17 protein-coding genes are annotated in these 15,362 nt (G+C 33.5%); 6 read left to right on the forward strand and 11 right to left on the reverse strand.

The features are described from left to right. On the forward strand, positions 1-1,725 hold a 1,725-nt coding region (locus CLLU_RS15570), incomplete at its 5' end, for an ATP-dependent metallopeptidase FtsH/Yme1/Tma family protein (protein WP_420866707.1). Positions 1,726-1,786: 61 nt separating this feature from the next. Here CLLU_RS15570 and CLLU_RS15575 read toward each other — a convergent pair. Next, entirely contained in the window at positions 1,787-2,812 is a 1,026-nt protein-coding gene (locus CLLU_RS15575) for a rhomboid family intramembrane serine protease (protein ID WP_106010697.1), read from the reverse strand. Between the two features lie 88 nt (positions 2,813-2,900). Further along, entirely contained in the window at positions 2,901-3,959 is a 1,059-nt protein-coding gene (locus tag CLLU_RS15580; RefSeq protein WP_106010698.1) for an HD-GYP domain-containing protein, read from the reverse strand. A 144-nt stretch (positions 3,960-4,103) separates the two neighbouring features. Between CLLU_RS15580 and CLLU_RS15585 the strand changes: the two genes are divergently transcribed. Beyond that, positions 4,104-4,439 (forward strand): hypothetical protein, encoded by a 336-nt coding sequence (locus CLLU_RS15585; RefSeq protein WP_106010699.1) that lies wholly within the window; start codon positions 4,104-4,106, stop codon positions 4,437-4,439. Here CLLU_RS15585 and CLLU_RS15590 read toward each other — a convergent pair. The 6 genes from CLLU_RS15590 to CLLU_RS15615 form a co-directional block, all read right to left on the reverse strand. After that, positions 4,436-4,870 carry a Fur family transcriptional regulator gene (locus tag CLLU_RS15590; RefSeq protein WP_106010700.1) on the reverse strand — a complete coding sequence of 145 codons (435 nt, stop codon included), beginning with the start codon at positions 4,868-4,870 and terminating at the stop codon, positions 4,436-4,438. The two genes, CLLU_RS15585 and CLLU_RS15590, sit on opposite strands and share 4 nt — an antisense overlap. Before the next feature lie 20 nt (positions 4,871-4,890). Continuing rightward, positions 4,891-5,442, reverse strand: a complete 552-nt coding sequence (locus CLLU_RS15595) for a manganese efflux pump MntP (RefSeq protein ID WP_106010701.1) — start codon at positions 5,440-5,442, stop codon at positions 4,891-4,893. Between the two features lie 408 nt (positions 5,443-5,850). Then, the gene (locus CLLU_RS15600; RefSeq protein WP_106010702.1) at positions 5,851-6,765 is read right to left on the reverse strand and encodes a branched-chain amino acid transaminase; all 915 of its coding nucleotides are present in this window, start codon (positions 6,763-6,765) and stop codon (positions 5,851-5,853) included. A gap of 166 nt (positions 6,766-6,931) precedes the next feature. Further along, entirely contained in the window at positions 6,932-7,375 is a 444-nt protein-coding gene (gene mscL / locus CLLU_RS15605) for a large conductance mechanosensitive channel protein MscL (RefSeq protein ID WP_106010703.1), read from the reverse strand. A 14-nt stretch (positions 7,376-7,389) separates the two neighbouring features. Then, positions 7,390-8,430 carry a low-specificity L-threonine aldolase gene (ltaE, locus tag CLLU_RS15610; RefSeq protein WP_106010704.1) on the reverse strand — a complete coding sequence of 347 codons (1,041 nt, stop codon included), beginning with the start codon at positions 8,428-8,430 and terminating at the stop codon, positions 7,390-7,392. Between the two features lie 124 nt (positions 8,431-8,554). Continuing rightward, positions 8,555-9,811 carry a glutamate-5-semialdehyde dehydrogenase gene (locus tag CLLU_RS15615; protein WP_106010705.1) on the reverse strand — a complete coding sequence of 419 codons (1,257 nt, stop codon included), beginning with the start codon at positions 9,809-9,811 and terminating at the stop codon, positions 8,555-8,557. A gap of 309 nt (positions 9,812-10,120) precedes the next feature. Between CLLU_RS15615 and CLLU_RS15620 the strand changes: the two genes are divergently transcribed. The 4 genes from CLLU_RS15620 (at position 10,121) to dapD (ending at position 13,002) form a co-directional block, all read left to right on the forward strand. Then, positions 10,121-10,396 carry an alpha/beta-type small acid-soluble spore protein gene (locus tag CLLU_RS15620; protein ID WP_106010706.1) on the forward strand — a complete coding sequence of 92 codons (276 nt, stop codon included), beginning with the start codon at positions 10,121-10,123 and terminating at the stop codon, positions 10,394-10,396. Positions 10,397-10,510: 114 nt separating this feature from the next. Then, a complete protein-coding gene (locus tag CLLU_RS15625; RefSeq protein WP_106010707.1) occupies positions 10,511-11,254 on the forward strand; it encodes a class I SAM-dependent DNA methyltransferase in 744 nt (247 codons plus the stop codon). Between the two features lie 29 nt (positions 11,255-11,283). Further along, positions 11,284-12,180: an Hsp33 family molecular chaperone HslO gene (gene hslO, locus CLLU_RS15630; protein WP_106010708.1), complete on the forward strand. Its 897-nt coding sequence runs from the start codon at positions 11,284-11,286 to the stop codon at positions 12,178-12,180. A gap of 105 nt (positions 12,181-12,285) precedes the next feature. Next, positions 12,286-13,002, forward strand: a complete 717-nt coding sequence (gene dapD, locus CLLU_RS15635; protein WP_106010709.1) for a 2,3,4,5-tetrahydropyridine-2,6-dicarboxylate N-acetyltransferase — start codon at positions 12,286-12,288, stop codon at positions 13,000-13,002. Positions 13,003-13,067: 65 nt separating this feature from the next. Here dapD and CLLU_RS15640 read toward each other — a convergent pair whose 3' ends face one another. From CLLU_RS15640 to pdaB, 3 genes are all read right to left on the reverse strand, one after another. Continuing rightward, positions 13,068-13,814, reverse strand: coding sequence for a single-stranded DNA-binding protein (locus tag CLLU_RS15640; RefSeq protein ID WP_106010710.1), 747 nt, complete (start codon positions 13,812-13,814; stop codon positions 13,068-13,070). Positions 13,815-13,904: 90 nt separating this feature from the next. Beyond that, on the reverse strand, positions 13,905-14,405 hold the full coding sequence (locus tag CLLU_RS15645) for a hypothetical protein (protein WP_106010711.1): 501 nt from the start codon (positions 14,403-14,405) through the stop codon (positions 13,905-13,907). A gap of 135 nt (positions 14,406-14,540) precedes the next feature. After that, on the reverse strand, positions 14,541-15,296 hold the full coding sequence (gene pdaB, locus CLLU_RS15650) for a polysaccharide deacetylase family sporulation protein PdaB (RefSeq protein WP_420536055.1): 756 nt from the start codon (positions 15,294-15,296) through the stop codon (positions 14,541-14,543). Between the last annotated feature and the right edge of the window lie 66 nt (positions 15,297-15,362).

Raw genomic sequence — 15,362 nt, forward strand, 5'->3', positions numbered from 1 at the left:
ATTTTAGTATTCCTGCTTTCCCTTGGTTTGCTGGTATTTATGAATTATAACAATAATTCTATAAATTACAAATCATTTGTTTTATTTGAGAAAGATTTATCCAGTAAAAATATATCCTCAATTTATTTAACAGATTCTTCTAAAATAAGGGTACAATTGAAAAATGGTACAACCTATGAAACTGATAATCCCAGAACTCCTGACGCTAAAGAAACTTTTTTGCGAAGTGGAATAAATGTAATTGAAAGTTATCCTGTAAACAGCAGGCAGGCATATCCCATTACTCTAATGGTGATTTCAGCTGTATCCATCATAATTATGTCACTGAGATCTTCTGAAAGAGCTTCCAAAAGAGTATTTTCCCTGGATTCTCTTGATGCCACTGCTGTTGAAGATTCCAGTTATAATTTTAAAAATGTAGCCGGCAATGAAGAAGCAAAGGAAAGTGTCAAAGATGTAGTGGATTTTTTGAAAAATCCAGAAAAATATGCCTCCTATGGAGCCAGAATGCCCAAGGGCATTATGCTTTATGGACAGCCAGGCACAGGAAAGACCCTTCTTGCAAAGGCTGTTGCAGGTGAGGCAAATGTTCCTTTCTACGCTGTTTCAGGTTCTGACTTCATACAGGTATATGTAGGTGTTGGAGCCAGCCGCATAAGGCAATTGTTTAAAAAGGCCAGAAATAGCAGTCAGGGAAAAGCTGTCATATTTATAGACGAAATAGATGCTATTGGTAAAAAAAGGGCTGCTTCAAACAGCTCCGGTGGTTCTGACGAAAGAGACCAGACTTTAAATGCTCTTCTCACAGAGATGTCCGGATTCAACGAAAAAGAAGGCATTATAGTTATAGCTGCAACCAATAGATTAGATATGCTGGATCCAGCCCTTTTGAGACCAGGAAGGTTTGACAGACATATAGAGATAACTCTTCCTGATATTGCCTCAAGGGAAAAAATCATAGATCTTCATTTGAAAAATAAGCCAACGGGTAACATAGACATACATGAGTGGGCTCAAAAAACTTCTTATTTTTCAGGCGCAAAAATTGAAAATTTGATAAATGAAGCTGCTATAATTGCCTGTAAGGAAAATAGTGAAACTATTGAAAACATGCATATGGACAAGGCCTTTTCCATAGTACTGGCGGGATATGAAAAGAAAAACAGGGCTTATATAAGAGATGTAGATAGAAAAATAACTGCATATCATGAAGTTGGACATGCATTGGCATCTCTGAAAATACTGCCAAACGAAAAAATATCCAAAATCACAATCATTCCCAGTACCAAGGGCGCAGGCGGATATACGCTGAGTATTCCAGAAGACAAGCTTTATGAAAATAAAGATTATTTAAAGAGGAGGATAATGGTGCTTCTCGGCGGGAGAGCCGCTGAAGAAGTGATATTTGGTCCCAACTATATTACTACAGGAGCCCGCAATGACCTGCAGCGCAGTACCAATATAGCCTTTAATATGATAACTCAGTACGGTATGGGAAAAACATTGGGCCTTTTAAATATGCAGGAACTCTATGACTTGAATATAAATCAGGATGAAATAATCAAAGAATGTAAAAAATTAATGGATTCCATATATGGAGAAGTTAAAAATATTATAATCGAAAACAGACATTGTCTTAAAAGAATAACAGAACTGCTTTTAGAAAAAGAAACTCTGTATTCAGTGGATCTGGATAATTTGAAACTTTCAACTACACTCAAATAATTAAGTGATTATTTGACTCAGGTGGAGTCTGTCAATAAAAAAGACTTTCTCCATCTGGGCATTAAGAAAATTTATCCAGAGTCAATAACCAGCTCATGACAATGCCTCCCACAAGTCCACCCAGATGTCCAAAATTGTCCACATTTGCTATAGAAAATCCTATTATCAGGTTTACTGCAATTACGGACATTATATTCATAATAAACTCTTTACCTATTTGATGTTTCATTTTAAGTGCAAATATCAAAGCGGCACCTAAAAGTCCAAATATAGCTCCTGAAGCTCCTACAGAAATGGAAGGTGAAAATATATAGCTTGTGATAGATGAAATAATTCCTGAAATAAAATATATTATTATATACTTAAATCTACCGTATATTTTTTCAATAAAAGTACCCATTATATATAAAGAGTACATGTTTACCCCCAAATGTACTATACCTGCATGCAAAAACATACAGCTGAACAATCTGTAGTACTGTCCACTATCTATAAGCGAATTAACTTTGGCTCCCATAAATACAAGTACATTCAAATTGCTGTCAAATATATTTCCTGAAAGATATGAAGTCATGAAATAAACCAGTACATTTAGAGCTATAAGGATGTAGGTAACAATAAACTTGCTTATTTCTCTTCCATTTATGGCTTTTCTATCTTTCTGACGCACATAATGAAGTGCCCCTGATATTTGAACCGCTAAATTTTTCGCATCTTCCGTACAATATACTACCTGATTCAAATCAGGCCTTATTAAGATCATCCCACAATGTGGATTAACTTTATAGTCCCATTGTGGATTATTGATGTCCTGCGTCACACCATATTTTTTGTCTATAACTACCTGTATTAATTTTATACTCTCATTTTGAAGAGATCTTTGCAAACTGTATATTATATCTTCCACAGCTATATCTTCATAATCTTTTATATTAGAAAAGAGCATTACATTTAAAGTATTTCCATCCTCAGCCTGGCTGTAAACTGCCCATTTGCTGCATACCCCTGTATGCTGTTCAATTTCTATAATATTAAAATTATAAATTTTATACAGTCTATCTATTAGACCATCAACGTACGAATTCATGTTTATCTCCTAAAAAATTTGTATATACAATAATTTAAACATATCTAGATCTATTATACACTTTACAAATCTTTGTATACACTTTGATTCACACTATGGAGTTTACAACCAGGTCAGTATTTTTTATCAGATCCACTTCAAAAGATGGTACAGTTTCCCTGGTTTTGCTGTTATAAAGTACTCTTACCGCAGGTCTGTCCGGAAATCCTCTATTTTGTCTTATAACATAGCCCTCAACACCATTTGACAACTTTACACAACAACCCAGTGGATAAATGGCAAAAGTGTTCTTAAAATAAGATACCATCCTTTGATCGAAACTGCTTCCACTCCCGGAAAGTATGAGTTCATACGCTTCATTAGGCCTAAACTTTTTTCTATAACATCTATCACTGCTCACTGCATCATATACATCACATATACAAACAAGTTTTGCAGATGGTACTATCTGTTTACTGCTTAGACCATAAGGGTATCCTTTTCCATCCACTCTTTCATGATGCTGCTCTACTATTTTTATTATGTTATTAGAAATAGAGACATTTTTTTTTAATAATTGTGAACCATATATAGGATGTTTTTTTATCTCACGAAACTCTTCCTCTGTAAGCTTATCTTTTTTGTTCAATATGGAAGTTGGAATTTTAGTTTTACCTACATCATGCAGTGCCGCCCCTACTCCAATTTCATTTAAAGCGTAATTATCATATCCAGCAGAAACACCTAAAAAAGAAGCCATGATACATACATCCACTGAATGAATAAAAGTGTAGTTGTCATAAGTTTTTATATCATAAAGGCTTTTGTTGATATCTCCAATCTCAATTATATAACTTATCATATCCTCTACATCGGTTAAGGATTCCATCAGTTTTTTGCCATTGCAATCATGTATATCCGCAAGTATGTTCGACATGCTCTTTATGGTGAATTGTTTTAATTCAGTTAATTTCTCATCCTCAACCTCCACATCTCCTAGCCTTTCGTCCTCCACATATAGATAAAATACACCTAATTTCCTTAATTTATTTATATAATTATCATTTAATTTTACTCCTGCTTTCAGCAAAACTTGTCCTTCACTGGTCAATATACTTTTCCCCAATATATCCTTTTCTCTAACATTATTTATAAATTCTAGTCTCATTGTCCCACCTCAACAAAGTTTTCTGTAGTAATTTCCTTTTTACTATTTAAAATCATATATACAATTATAAAGTTGGTATTTACTTATGACTGCTTTTTAGGTATTATAGTATTAAAAAAAGTTTCCAATATATGGAGGTAGAATATGAAAAAACTTGTATCCGCAATTATATTGATTACAGTAACTATCATAATATCAAAAAATATATATACATCAAATAAATGTACAGACATTGATTATGCTGTTACACATTATTTTACAACTGGAATTTTCAACAAATACAAGGTATATGACATGCAAGACATGACTACATCATTTTCCAATGGTGCAGTTGCGTTTATTAAGTTCGAGGGTATATCGAGCCGTTCCCCTCATAGAAAAGTGGGATATACCGTATTTTTAGAAAAAAACAACAGAGGTGTATGGAAAGTTAAAAAAGTATATCCTGCCCAAGTAACCCTTCAGCAAGATGCTTTCTAATTCATATTTTTCTTCATCTTTTTTCTGCAATCCTTACATATACCTTTTATTTTAAAATCAAGCTTTTCTTCTACAAATACAAAACCTGTTTTATTTTTTATAATCTCCTCTACCTGCTGCATAGGGCAATCTATTTCTATCTGTTTATGACATATTTTACATTGTAATATATGTTTATGATTTTCCTTTATTATAGCATAGCTGTACTCTCCCTGTCCTAAATCAATTTTCCTTATAATCTTTTTAACCTCAAACAGTTCCAGAGTTCTATAAATTGTAGATAAATCCACATTTATATCTTTTTCTGTAAATTTTTTTAATATTTCTTCAGCACTTACTGCATCCTCCATTTTCGACAATAGATTTAAAATGTTCAACCTTGCTTTTGTGACCTTTATATCATATTTTCTTAGACATTTTTCTGCGTCCATAAACTCACCCCGAATTTCTCTTAAAAAAACATCATCTTAATGCCAAATATAATAAGTATTATGCCGCCTATATAATCCGCATATTTACTTACAATATGTATTTTTCGAAGATACCTTGAAATCAGGAAGGCAGCCAAAGATATTAAAAATGTAGTCATACCTATAAACAAAGTACTATATAGTACACTTAAATTACTCTCTATATCATTTAAAGTAGTAAATCCAATCACCAAGGCATCAATACTCACTGAAATTCCAAGTACTATTACCATTTCAGGTTTAATAAACAGGCATTCTTCTTTACTCTTCAATCCATCTTTAAGCATTAGTATTCCTATGATAAGTACTAACGCCCCCCCTATAACCTCCGGTACAGAAGCAATATATTTATTAAATAAAAATCCTGCATAGGCTCCACATATTGCAAAAAAAAATTGAAAAAATCCAAAAGAAATTATGAACTGAATTTTATTTTTTCTAGTTATGATTTCATTTAGTCCTATACAAAGTGAAACACCAAAAGCATCCAGTGAAAGCGCCAGTGCAATCAAAAATAAGGAATAAAACTCCATGTTAGTTTTCCTCTCACATTACTCTAATCATATAACTATTATTTTACTTTATATTCCTTCTGATGTCTACCTCACATTTTTTTTCATAATATCTCCGCTTTTATTGAATTTAAAATATATTTATTGTATAATTAATTACAATTAAAATTATAATTAAAAAGGAGTTATTTTAACATGAAAGAACAACTTTCGCCAATAGAACTACGAAACAGACATGTTAAAACTGCCATTATAACTTTTTTTATAATGTTAATTTTAGCAGTATCTGCAACAATATTTCTAATATCTTCAATTTAAACTAAAAATCCCAGAAATTTATTATCAATTTCATGGTAACCCTATTTTAAAATTAACTGGGCGGATACATAGAAAAGAGTGGAACTTTATGTCCCACTCTTTTCTATACAATTAGTAAACAGGTGTACAATACTTCACATATTTAGGATTCTTGCCCGTAGTAAGCCCAAAGAAAAGTTCCTTGATTTTCTTATAAACTTCTCCCTGTTTTCCTGTACCCACAATCCTATTATCCACCTTTACTATTGGTGTAACTTCCATAGCAGTTCCACTAAAAAATATCTCATCCGATGCATACAGTTCTGTCCTGGCAATACTTCTTTCTACAACATCAATTCCAAGTTCTTCTCTTCCCAATCTTATGACCAGATCTCTAGTTATGCCTTCCAGTATATTGTCAGAAGGTGGAGGTGTAATTAATTGTCCTTTTTTAACTATAAAAACATTTTCTCCCGGTCCTTCGCAAACATGTCCACTTCCAGTTAAAAATAGCGCTTCATCATATCCGCTCTGATTTGCCTCCAGAGATGCCAGAGCAGAATTCAGATAAGCTGCAGTGGGTTTTGTTCTTGGAGGCAGCATATTATCCTCCAATCTTCTCCACGAAGATATACAGACACTTAATTCCTCCTTACCCGCAAATTTTCCTAAAGGTTGACAATATATAAGGAATTTGGGTTCTGCATCCGAAAGAGTCGGATTTAAATTGGTTCCTCCATCAAATACCACAGGCCTTATGTAAACAGTCTGCTTAAATTGGTTCTTCTTTAATAACTCAACTGTAAATTTACATAATTCATCTACACTATAAGGAATATTCAAATTAAAACTTTTTGCAGATTGAAGTAACCTTACATAATGATCTTTTAGCCTAAACCCATAAAGCTGCTTTTCATCCTCATCCCAATAAGCTCTTATACCTTCAAAACATCCCAGACCATAGTTAAATGCCTTTGATCTTATGCTTATAGTTACCTCACTTTCATCTACAATTTTTCCATCATAAAATACATATGATTCTGACATCAAAAAGCCCTCCTTTTAGAATAATCTTAAAAACAATTTGTCCAAAATTAAAACAATTTGCCTTTATGTGCCCCAAAAATTTAAAATATTTATTATTAAATATACAGCTATAAAAAAGATAAGTCAATAACATGATTTTCTAAAAAATCCTTATAACAAATACAATTTACACTTCATCTTCAAGTCTGGAAGTACAGTGGGGACATCTGGTTGCCTCTGCGGGGATCTCACTGTAACAATATTTGCATTTCTTAACGGAAGCAGGTTTTTCTTTTTCTCTCCTCTTTGAAAAATGGTTTATTTGATTTACAAAAATAAATATTGAAAATGATATTATCAAGAAATCTATTATATTGTTTATAAAAATACCGTAATTCAAAGTAGGCACACCTGCTTTTTGGGCCTCAGCTATAGTATTAAAGCTTCCGTTTCCAAGCACAATAAACAAATTGGAAAAATCCACTTTCCCGATAAGCAGCCCAACCAAAGGCATTATAATGTCACTTACAAGAGACGATACTATTTTGCCAAATGCACTCCCTATTATAACTCCCACTGCCAGATCTATAACATTTCCCCTCATGGCAAACTCTTTAAACTCTTTCAACATAAAACCATCCTCTTTTAGTTGCAATTTTCATTAAGTACTTTTTTAAAAGTCTCTATAATATAAGGTATATCTTGCTTTTTCACCCAGTAATTGGTTACAAATCTCATTTTTCCGTTTTCTTCCGGATTTATTTTAATTCTATTTTTGTAAAATTCCTTAACTAATTTACCACTGTCATAACCGGTTTCGGACATATCAAAGAAAACCATGTTTATCTGAATGTCTTTCATATTCACCTTTATTCCCGGTATTTTAGATAATTCTTCACCCAGCAAAAGAGCATTTTCATGATCTTCTCCCAGTCTTCCAACCATTTTCTTTAAAGCTACAAGCCCCGCTGCTGCCAGAAAACCTGCCTGCCTTAATCCGCCGCCCATAAGTTTTCTGCACTTTCTAGCTTTTTCAATAAAACTTTTAGAACCTGCCAGCATAGATCCCACTGGAGCACATAGGCCTTTCGACAGACAAAACATCACGGAATCACAATATTTTGTTATTTCCCTCACATCCACCCCCAGGTAGGAAGCTGCATTAAATACCCTGGCCCCATCCAGGTGAACCGGTATATTATATTTTCGGGCAATGCTATATATTTCAGACATATTTTTTAAAGAAAGCACCCTTCCATCAGAATATGCATTTTCCATACATATAAGTCCTGTTTCTGGATAATGTATATCTTTTTCAGCTCTTATTGTACTTCTTACTTCATCGGGATTCATTTCTCCACCGCTGGTTTTTAAAGTTCTAAGCTGAACCCCCGCAATAACAGAAGCTGCGCCCACCTCATGCATTACAATATGACAGTCATCTCCAAGTATAACTTCTGTTCCTCTCTTACAGTGTGTAAAAAGAGAGAGCTGGTTTCCAAAAGTGCCACTTGGCACAAACAGTGCTGCTTCTTTACCTACAAGTTTAGGTGCATACTCTTCAAGTTCCTTCATAGTGGGGTCATCACCATATACATCATCCCCCACTTCTGCATTATACATGGCTTCCCTCATAGCCTGGGTCGGCTGGGTGGCGGTATCACTTCTCAACTCTATAAATCTCATTTTAAAACACTCCTTCATCCTTGTATTTAAATATGGAAATCAAAAACAGTAAAAAATTAAACCTCTGCATATTATCAATATCCAAAAGTTTAATTTAAAAATAATCTGCCTTACAGACTAAAATCTATTTTCTTGTCTGTCCATTTCCATAAATCATGTATTTAGTAGTAGTCAGCTCATTCAAGCCCATAGGTCCCCTGGCATGGAGTTTTTGAGTGCTTATACCTATTTCAGCACCAAATCCAAATTCACCGCCATCTGTAAACCTGGTAGAAGCATTCACATATACCGCAGCTGCATCTACCTCCTTCAAAAATTTCTGTGAGGAGGTGTAATTGTCAGTTATTATGGACTCAGAATGCTTTGTACCGTATTTATAAATATGATCTATAGCTTCATCTATTGAATCAACCACTTTTACAGCCAGAACCAAATCCAAAAATTCCGTTTCATAATCTTCCTCGGAAGCCAATTTTATATCTGGAATCAATTTTTGCGTTTTACTGCATCCTCTTATCTCAACATTTAGTTTTTTCAGAGTATTACCCAGATGAGGCAAAAATTTTTCAGCTATATCCTTATGGACAAGTAATGTCTCCATGGCATTACAAACTGCCGGTCTCTGAGCTTTGGCATTTACAACTATCTTCTCCGCCATATCCAAATCTGCCTGTGCATCCACATACACATGGCAATTTCCAGCCCCTGTTTCAATAACAGGCACAGTTGAATTTTTTACAACTGACTTTATAAGCCCTCTGCCCCCCCTTGGTATTAAAACATCCACAAACTCATTGAGTTTCATTAAAACTTCCACCGCATCTCTTTCAGTAACATCGATAAATTCCATAGATCCTTCTGGAAGACCTGATTCAACGGCAGCTTTATTTATAACATTGTATATGGTGGAATTAGAATTTATAGCCTCTTTTCCTCCTCTTAGGATGACTGAATTCCCACTTTTAAGACATAGTGCAGAAGCATCTACGGTCACATTTGGTCTGGCTTCATATATTATGCCTATCGTACCTAGAGGAACTCTTATCTTCTCAATACTCAGACCATTAGGTCTTTTCCAGGTTTTTATTCCTTCTCCTATTGGATCAGGAAGAGAAGCAACTTTTTCAAGGCCCTCCGACATGGAATTTATTCTTTTTTCGTCCAAAGACAATCTATCAATAAATGCACTATTTTTTCCTGACTTCTTTGCATTCTTCAAATCCACTTCATTAGCCCTCAAAATATTGTCCTCACTCTTTTTAAGCTGTCTGGCCATGGACAGCAGTGCCTTATTTTTTTCTTCAGTTCCAACATTTGATAGTATTCTCGCTGCCAAACTGGCTTTTTCAGCCTTTCTTACAATATAATCATCTATATTCATAAACCTATTTTATAATCCTCCCATCCATCTCATGTCCAGCAAAAGGACTCATCTTTTACTATAATTTCCTTAATTGTAGCAATAAATTGATATATATTCAATACATTTTTTTGTTTACCATTAAGTTACAATAATGACAATTCAATATTAACTTGATAAAATACAGCCTAAGTGTATATAATATTTAAAATATAGATTATAATTATTGTAGAGTGGATAATTAATTTTTTATAAACACAATCTCAATTATGTATAAATCTCGCTTTTGAGGTAAAAATAATTTATAGTAAAAGTGGGAGGGTGGTATTAATGGCAAGAACACCGCTGAAGAAAATAATAAAAGCAAAATTGAAAGCAAACAGGGAACTTACAGAAGCTGAGAAACTGAGAGAAAAACTGAAATACGAGATAGCGGAAGAATTGGGGTTAAAAGAAAAAGTAGATCGCTATGGCTGGAGCAGTTTGACAGCAGAGGAAACTGGAAGAATCGGTGGTATGATGACCAAGAGAAAAAAAGAACTAAATATACCTAAAAATGAAGCCCTATTAAATAATGAGATAGCAACAACCAAAAATGAACAATAGCCTAAATCCAGAATATACAGTATCATCTGGATAATATAAAAATACTCTGCTCATAATAATGACTTAAATTGAAAGGAGAAAACCGTTTTAAATATAATTTTTAACGGAGCATCAATGAATTGTTATAGAAAATTTGCACATATATATGATGATCTGATAAACAAAGACATTGATTACCATACCTGGTCTTTAAAAATTCTGAATTTATGTAGAACTTTCAATGTAAATTTCCAGAATTATTTAGATCTAGCCTGTGGAACAGGTAATATGACAGAAAAAATAGCACCTTATTTTCAAAACAGCTGGGCAGTTGATCTATCCAGTGAAATGCTTTGTAAAGCTGATGAAAAACTGAGAAACAAAAGATTAAAGACAAATTTGATATGTGAAGACATAAGCAATTTAAAATTAAACAGGCAATTTGATCTAGTAACCTGCTGCCTTGATTCTACAAACTATCTGTTAAAAGAAGAGAGCCTACGGAATTATTTCAAAGGAGTATTCAACCACCTCAATCCCAGTGGGATATTTGTATTTGATATAAATTCTTATTATAAGATCACCAACATATTAGGTGACAATATCTATACCTATGATGATGAAGAAATAACTTATATATGGGAAAATTATTTAGAAGACGAAATTGTGGACATGTACCTTACCTTTTTCATAAAGCACCAGGATATGTACAAACGATTTGACGAGCACCACAGAGAAAGAGCTTATAGATGTCATACTATAGAACAGATTTTGAAAAGCTGTGGATTAAATATCCTAGGGAAACTGGACAATTACCAAAATAAAAACATAACTGATATTTCTGAAAGAATAGTATATATAGTAAAAAAATACAAATAATTACTAGCACCAGGGAGATGAATTTGATTATGGAAGATAAATTAGTAAGCGCTACAGCTAAAGAAGGCAGTATCAGAATAATAGCTGCTTCTACTACAAAATTGGTAAATGAAGCTGTTAGCATTCATAAATGCTATCCTACTGCAGCTGCAGCTTTTGGAAGAATGCTGACTGCTGGAAGTCTTATGGGGGCAATGTTAAAATCGTCAAGCGACAGTTTGACCTTGAGAATATCAGGCGGTGGAAGTGCAAAAGGTATACTGGTAACCTCATATGCAGATGGGCATGTAAAAGGATATATAGGAAATCCTATGGCAAATCTGCCTCCCAATAATAAAGGTAAATTGGATGTTGGAGGAATCATAGGTACAAATGGAAATTTAACTGTAACCAGAGATCTTGGTCTAAAAGAACCCTATTCAAGTCAGGTTCCCATACAGACTGGAGAAATAGGAGATGATCTGGCTTATTATTTCACGATTTCTGAACAAACTCCCTCTGCCGTGGCACTAGGGGTTTTGGTAGATGTAGATTTAAGTATAAAATCCTCCGGTGGTTTTATAATCCAGATGATGCCCGGAGCAGATACAGACCTGTCGGATTCACTCACTTACAAATTGCAGAGAATACCACCTATATCCACCATGCTAGATCAAAAAAAAGATATTTATGATATATTAAATTATATATTTGAAGATATGGATTTAAAAACATTGGATGAGCTATCACCTTCTTATAGATGCGACTGCTCCAGAGAAAGAGTTGAGAGAGCTTTTATAAGCATAGGACTCAAGGATTTAAATGAGATCTACAAGGAGGGAAAATCGGAAGAGATAAAATGCAACTTCTGTAACAAATCGTACGAATTCACCCATGAACAAATAGGTAAAATGATAAATAAATTGCAGCAAACATCTTCAAGCTAAAACTATATGTGGATTTTAAAAAACTTGTATGCTATAATTTGTTTAAAATTGAAAGCTTGAACTCAAACTCGTTAAATGTAAACACAAAAGAAAGGATGATTTAACATGGAATCGAAATATGATCTTACGGACCCCTATCAAATAGCCAAATATATAAAAGAAGCCAAAAAATCTACACCAGTGAAACTCTACGTCCAGGGAAATATATCGGAGTACAGTTCAGAGGGAGTAGAGATTTACGGCAGCGGTGATTTTCATATTATTTTTGGAGAAAGCGATGAAATAGCAAAATTTCTAAAAGAGAACGGAGGAAAGATCGATCATTTCAGAATGGAGCAGGATAGAAGAAATTCAGCCATTCCACTTATCGACTTGATAAGTATAGATGCAAGAATTGAGCCCGGTGCTATAATACGTGACAGGGTTAAAATTGATAAAAATGCTGTTGTAATGATGGGAGCTGTTATAAATATAGGAGCTGAAATAGGAGAAGGCACCATGGTTGACATGAATGCAGTAGTAGGTGCCAGAGGTAAATTAGGCAAAAACGTTCATCTAGGAGCCGGAGCAGTGGTAGCTGGCGTGTTGGAGCCTCCTAGCAAGTCACCATGTCAGATAGGTGACGATGTACTCATAGGTGCTAATTCAGTTATTTTAGAGGGAGTAAAAATAGGAAACGGTTCTGTTATTGCCGCGGGCTCAGTGGTAATAGAAGACATACCTGCCGGAGTAGTAGCTGCCGGAACCCCTGCAAAGGTAATAAAAAAGGTAGATGACAGCACCAAGGACAAAACTAAAATATTAGCGGATTTAAGAAAATAAAAATTGAAACAGCCATCTGATCATAAGATGGCTGTTAAAAATTACATTAATATTGATTCCGTATACTAGGATATGCGTTTATCCTTTACATTTTCTCCAAAATTGTTTTGCTGTTCTTTTTTCACTTTTTGAAAATTTTCTTCACCTTCATCAAAATCTTTTTCTTCATACTCCTGTTTCTGACTTTCATCATTTTTATTTACTTTTTCCATTTTAGAAATGGAGACTTCATAGGCAACTTTTTTTATGGTTTTTGTATCAGATATTTTTTTTTGATACTCCCTACTTTGCAGCCTCCCCCAAATTCTTATATTATCACTGACTTTCAATGATTTGCAGAATCTAGAATTTCTACCCCATGCTATAGTAGGTATGTAGTCAGATTTATTATAGGCCCTATTTACGGCTAACAGCATGTCTGAAATTTCTCTTCCAAAAGGAGTTGTCCTATAAACTGGCTCTTTACATATAAAACCATCAAGAAAAATTTGATTTGGGTTTTTGCTTTTTTCCTTGCACAAACCTATATTCCTCGCAAATACGGTGAGTATCAGTCTATTTGCTCCATCTACAAATTTATTATATGATCTCAGCTGCCCTTCTACTACAATATCTATTCCAGGACTAATATTCATCCCACCTATGAGCCTTTCTGAAATTGTAATAAATAATACATCCTTGCTTTCACTCAGCCTGGGGACTTCAATATTAAAAGTATAAAAGCCCTCACCATACATCTCATGACTGAATTTTAATTCTGAAACTACTTTGCCTTCAAGATAAATCTTGTTATTTAACATTAAATTGTCCATCATAAATCCCTCTTTCCCTTAGTTTTAAATATCCATTACCATATAACTATTCATTAGGAAGTAAAAATATACTTGTAAATATTCAAATATTTAATTTAAAATCTTAAATGTCCTATTTTTCAGCAGCACATACATATATCTATCATTCATTAATCCCATTGTTATAACTATCATAACTGCATATAACTCATCTACATCTTTAATAACCATATTTACAGGTATTTCCTGTGATCCGATTATTTTATGTCCATTTTGTACAATGTCCCTTTGCAGGCAATATACAAATCCACTGCTATAATCCAAACTGGATATGGTGACTGTATTTTTGCTTCCCAATCCATAAGTTATGATGTTGTACCCCTGTACATTTAGAGAACCGTCAATCTTATCCATTAAGTCCATATTTATAAAACAATAATGTCCATCCAAAATATCATGTCTTTCATTTATAGAATTTAATACAACATATTTTATTTCCTTTTCCCCGTTTTTGCTTTTAAGAAAATTATATTGTAAATTAGCCAACTCCAATAGATTCATCAGATGATTTTCAAAATTATCATTACTTGAAATAATTTTTATAACCTTCATGGACATTACCTCCTGCAAAAGTATAATCTAAAATTATTTTAAACAGGATATAGTTTTTTATACTAATTCTACCCACTGACATTATAATACATATTTATGTTATTTTTCAATAACTGCTATATATAAGATATATTATTACTCGGCTATCTGCCTGCCATTACCATTCAATTTGTAATTGTTCTTATAAATCAAATCCCCTACCTTGACAAATTCATACCCTTCTTCCCGCAATTCTTTTATTATTTTAGGCAGATTTTCCGGTGTATACCTGGCACTAGTGTGAAACAGCACTATAGAACCCGGTTTTACATTCTTTACTACCCTGGAGTATTCCAGATCCTTTCCCTGCTCCTTCCAATCTATACTGTCTACATTCCATTGTATACAATAATATCCTGAATTCTCTACGGTCTCTATTACCTTGTCATTATAACTTCCCCCGGGACACCTAAAAAGCTTTGTGCCTGATCCTATTGTATTTCTTATTTTAGCTTCATTTATGTTTATATCCTGAATGATCTTTGCTTGAGATATATTAATCATATTTGGGTGTCTATTGGAATGATTCCCTATTTCATGTCCTCTTTTATATATCTCCTTTAGCTTGTCAGGATTTTTTTCCACCCAATCACCTACCACAAAAAATGTAGCTTTGATATTATATTTATCCAGTGAATCCAATATTGAATCAGTATAATCATTTTCACCTAAACTCACATCAAAAGTCAGGGCTACTTTTTTTTCTTTTGTATCCACAGAATATATAGGCAGCTTTTTGTTTAATATTACAAAAGCTCCTCTGTATCCATAATTGCTAAAAATAGATACTCCAATGGCTATAAGCATTAATACAGATACCATGAATATTTTTTTAATGAGCCTTTTTTTCAATTCCCATCCTCCAAAATTATTGCTTTCATAATTGTATATAGTATTCTGAACTAATAAATATTACAT

Source organism: Clostridium luticellarii (genome assembly GCF_002995845.1).
In the GTDB taxonomy this organism is placed as follows: Bacteria; Bacillota; Clostridia; order Clostridiales; family Clostridiaceae; genus Clostridium_B; species Clostridium_B luticellarii.

Bases quoted from the DNA above. Each gene is read 5' to 3' on its own strand.
- CLLU_RS15575 (WP_106010697.1), bottom strand. From the start codon at position 2,812: ATGAATTCGTACGTTGATGGTCTAATAGATAGACTGTATAAAATTTAT.
- CLLU_RS15580 (WP_106010698.1), bottom strand. From the start codon at position 3,959: ATGAGACTAGAATTTATAAATAATGTTAGAGAAAAGGATATATTGGGG.
- CLLU_RS15585 (WP_106010699.1), top strand. From the start codon at position 4,104: ATGAAAAAACTTGTATCCGCAATTATATTGATTACAGTAACTATCATA.
- CLLU_RS15590 (WP_106010700.1), bottom strand. From the start codon at position 4,870: ATGGACGCAGAAAAATGTCTAAGAAAATATGATATAAAGGTCACAAAA.
- CLLU_RS15595 (WP_106010701.1), bottom strand. From the start codon at position 5,442: ATGGAGTTTTATTCCTTATTTTTGATTGCACTGGCGCTTTCACTGGAT.
- CLLU_RS15600 (WP_106010702.1), bottom strand. From the start codon at position 6,765: ATGTCAGAATCATATGTATTTTATGATGGAAAAATTGTAGATGAAAGT.
- mscL (WP_106010703.1), bottom strand. From the start codon at position 7,375: ATGTTGAAAGAGTTTAAAGAGTTTGCCATGAGGGGAAATGTTATAGAT.
- ltaE (WP_106010704.1), bottom strand. From the start codon at position 8,430: ATGAGATTTATAGAGTTGAGAAGTGATACCGCCACCCAGCCGACCCAG.
- CLLU_RS15615 (WP_106010705.1), bottom strand. From the start codon at position 9,811: ATGAATATAGATGATTATATTGTAAGAAAGGCTGAAAAAGCCAGTTTG.
- CLLU_RS15620 (WP_106010706.1), top strand. From the start codon at position 10,121: ATGGCAAGAACACCGCTGAAGAAAATAATAAAAGCAAAATTGAAAGCA.
- CLLU_RS15625 (WP_106010707.1), top strand. From the start codon at position 10,511: ATGAATTGTTATAGAAAATTTGCACATATATATGATGATCTGATAAAC.
- hslO (WP_106010708.1), top strand. From the start codon at position 11,284: ATGGAAGATAAATTAGTAAGCGCTACAGCTAAAGAAGGCAGTATCAGA.
- dapD (WP_106010709.1), top strand. From the start codon at position 12,286: ATGGAATCGAAATATGATCTTACGGACCCCTATCAAATAGCCAAATAT.
- CLLU_RS15640 (WP_106010710.1), bottom strand. From the start codon at position 13,814: ATGGACAATTTAATGTTAAATAACAAGATTTATCTTGAAGGCAAAGTA.
- CLLU_RS15645 (WP_106010711.1), bottom strand. From the start codon at position 14,405: ATGAAGGTTATAAAAATTATTTCAAGTAATGATAATTTTGAAAATCAT.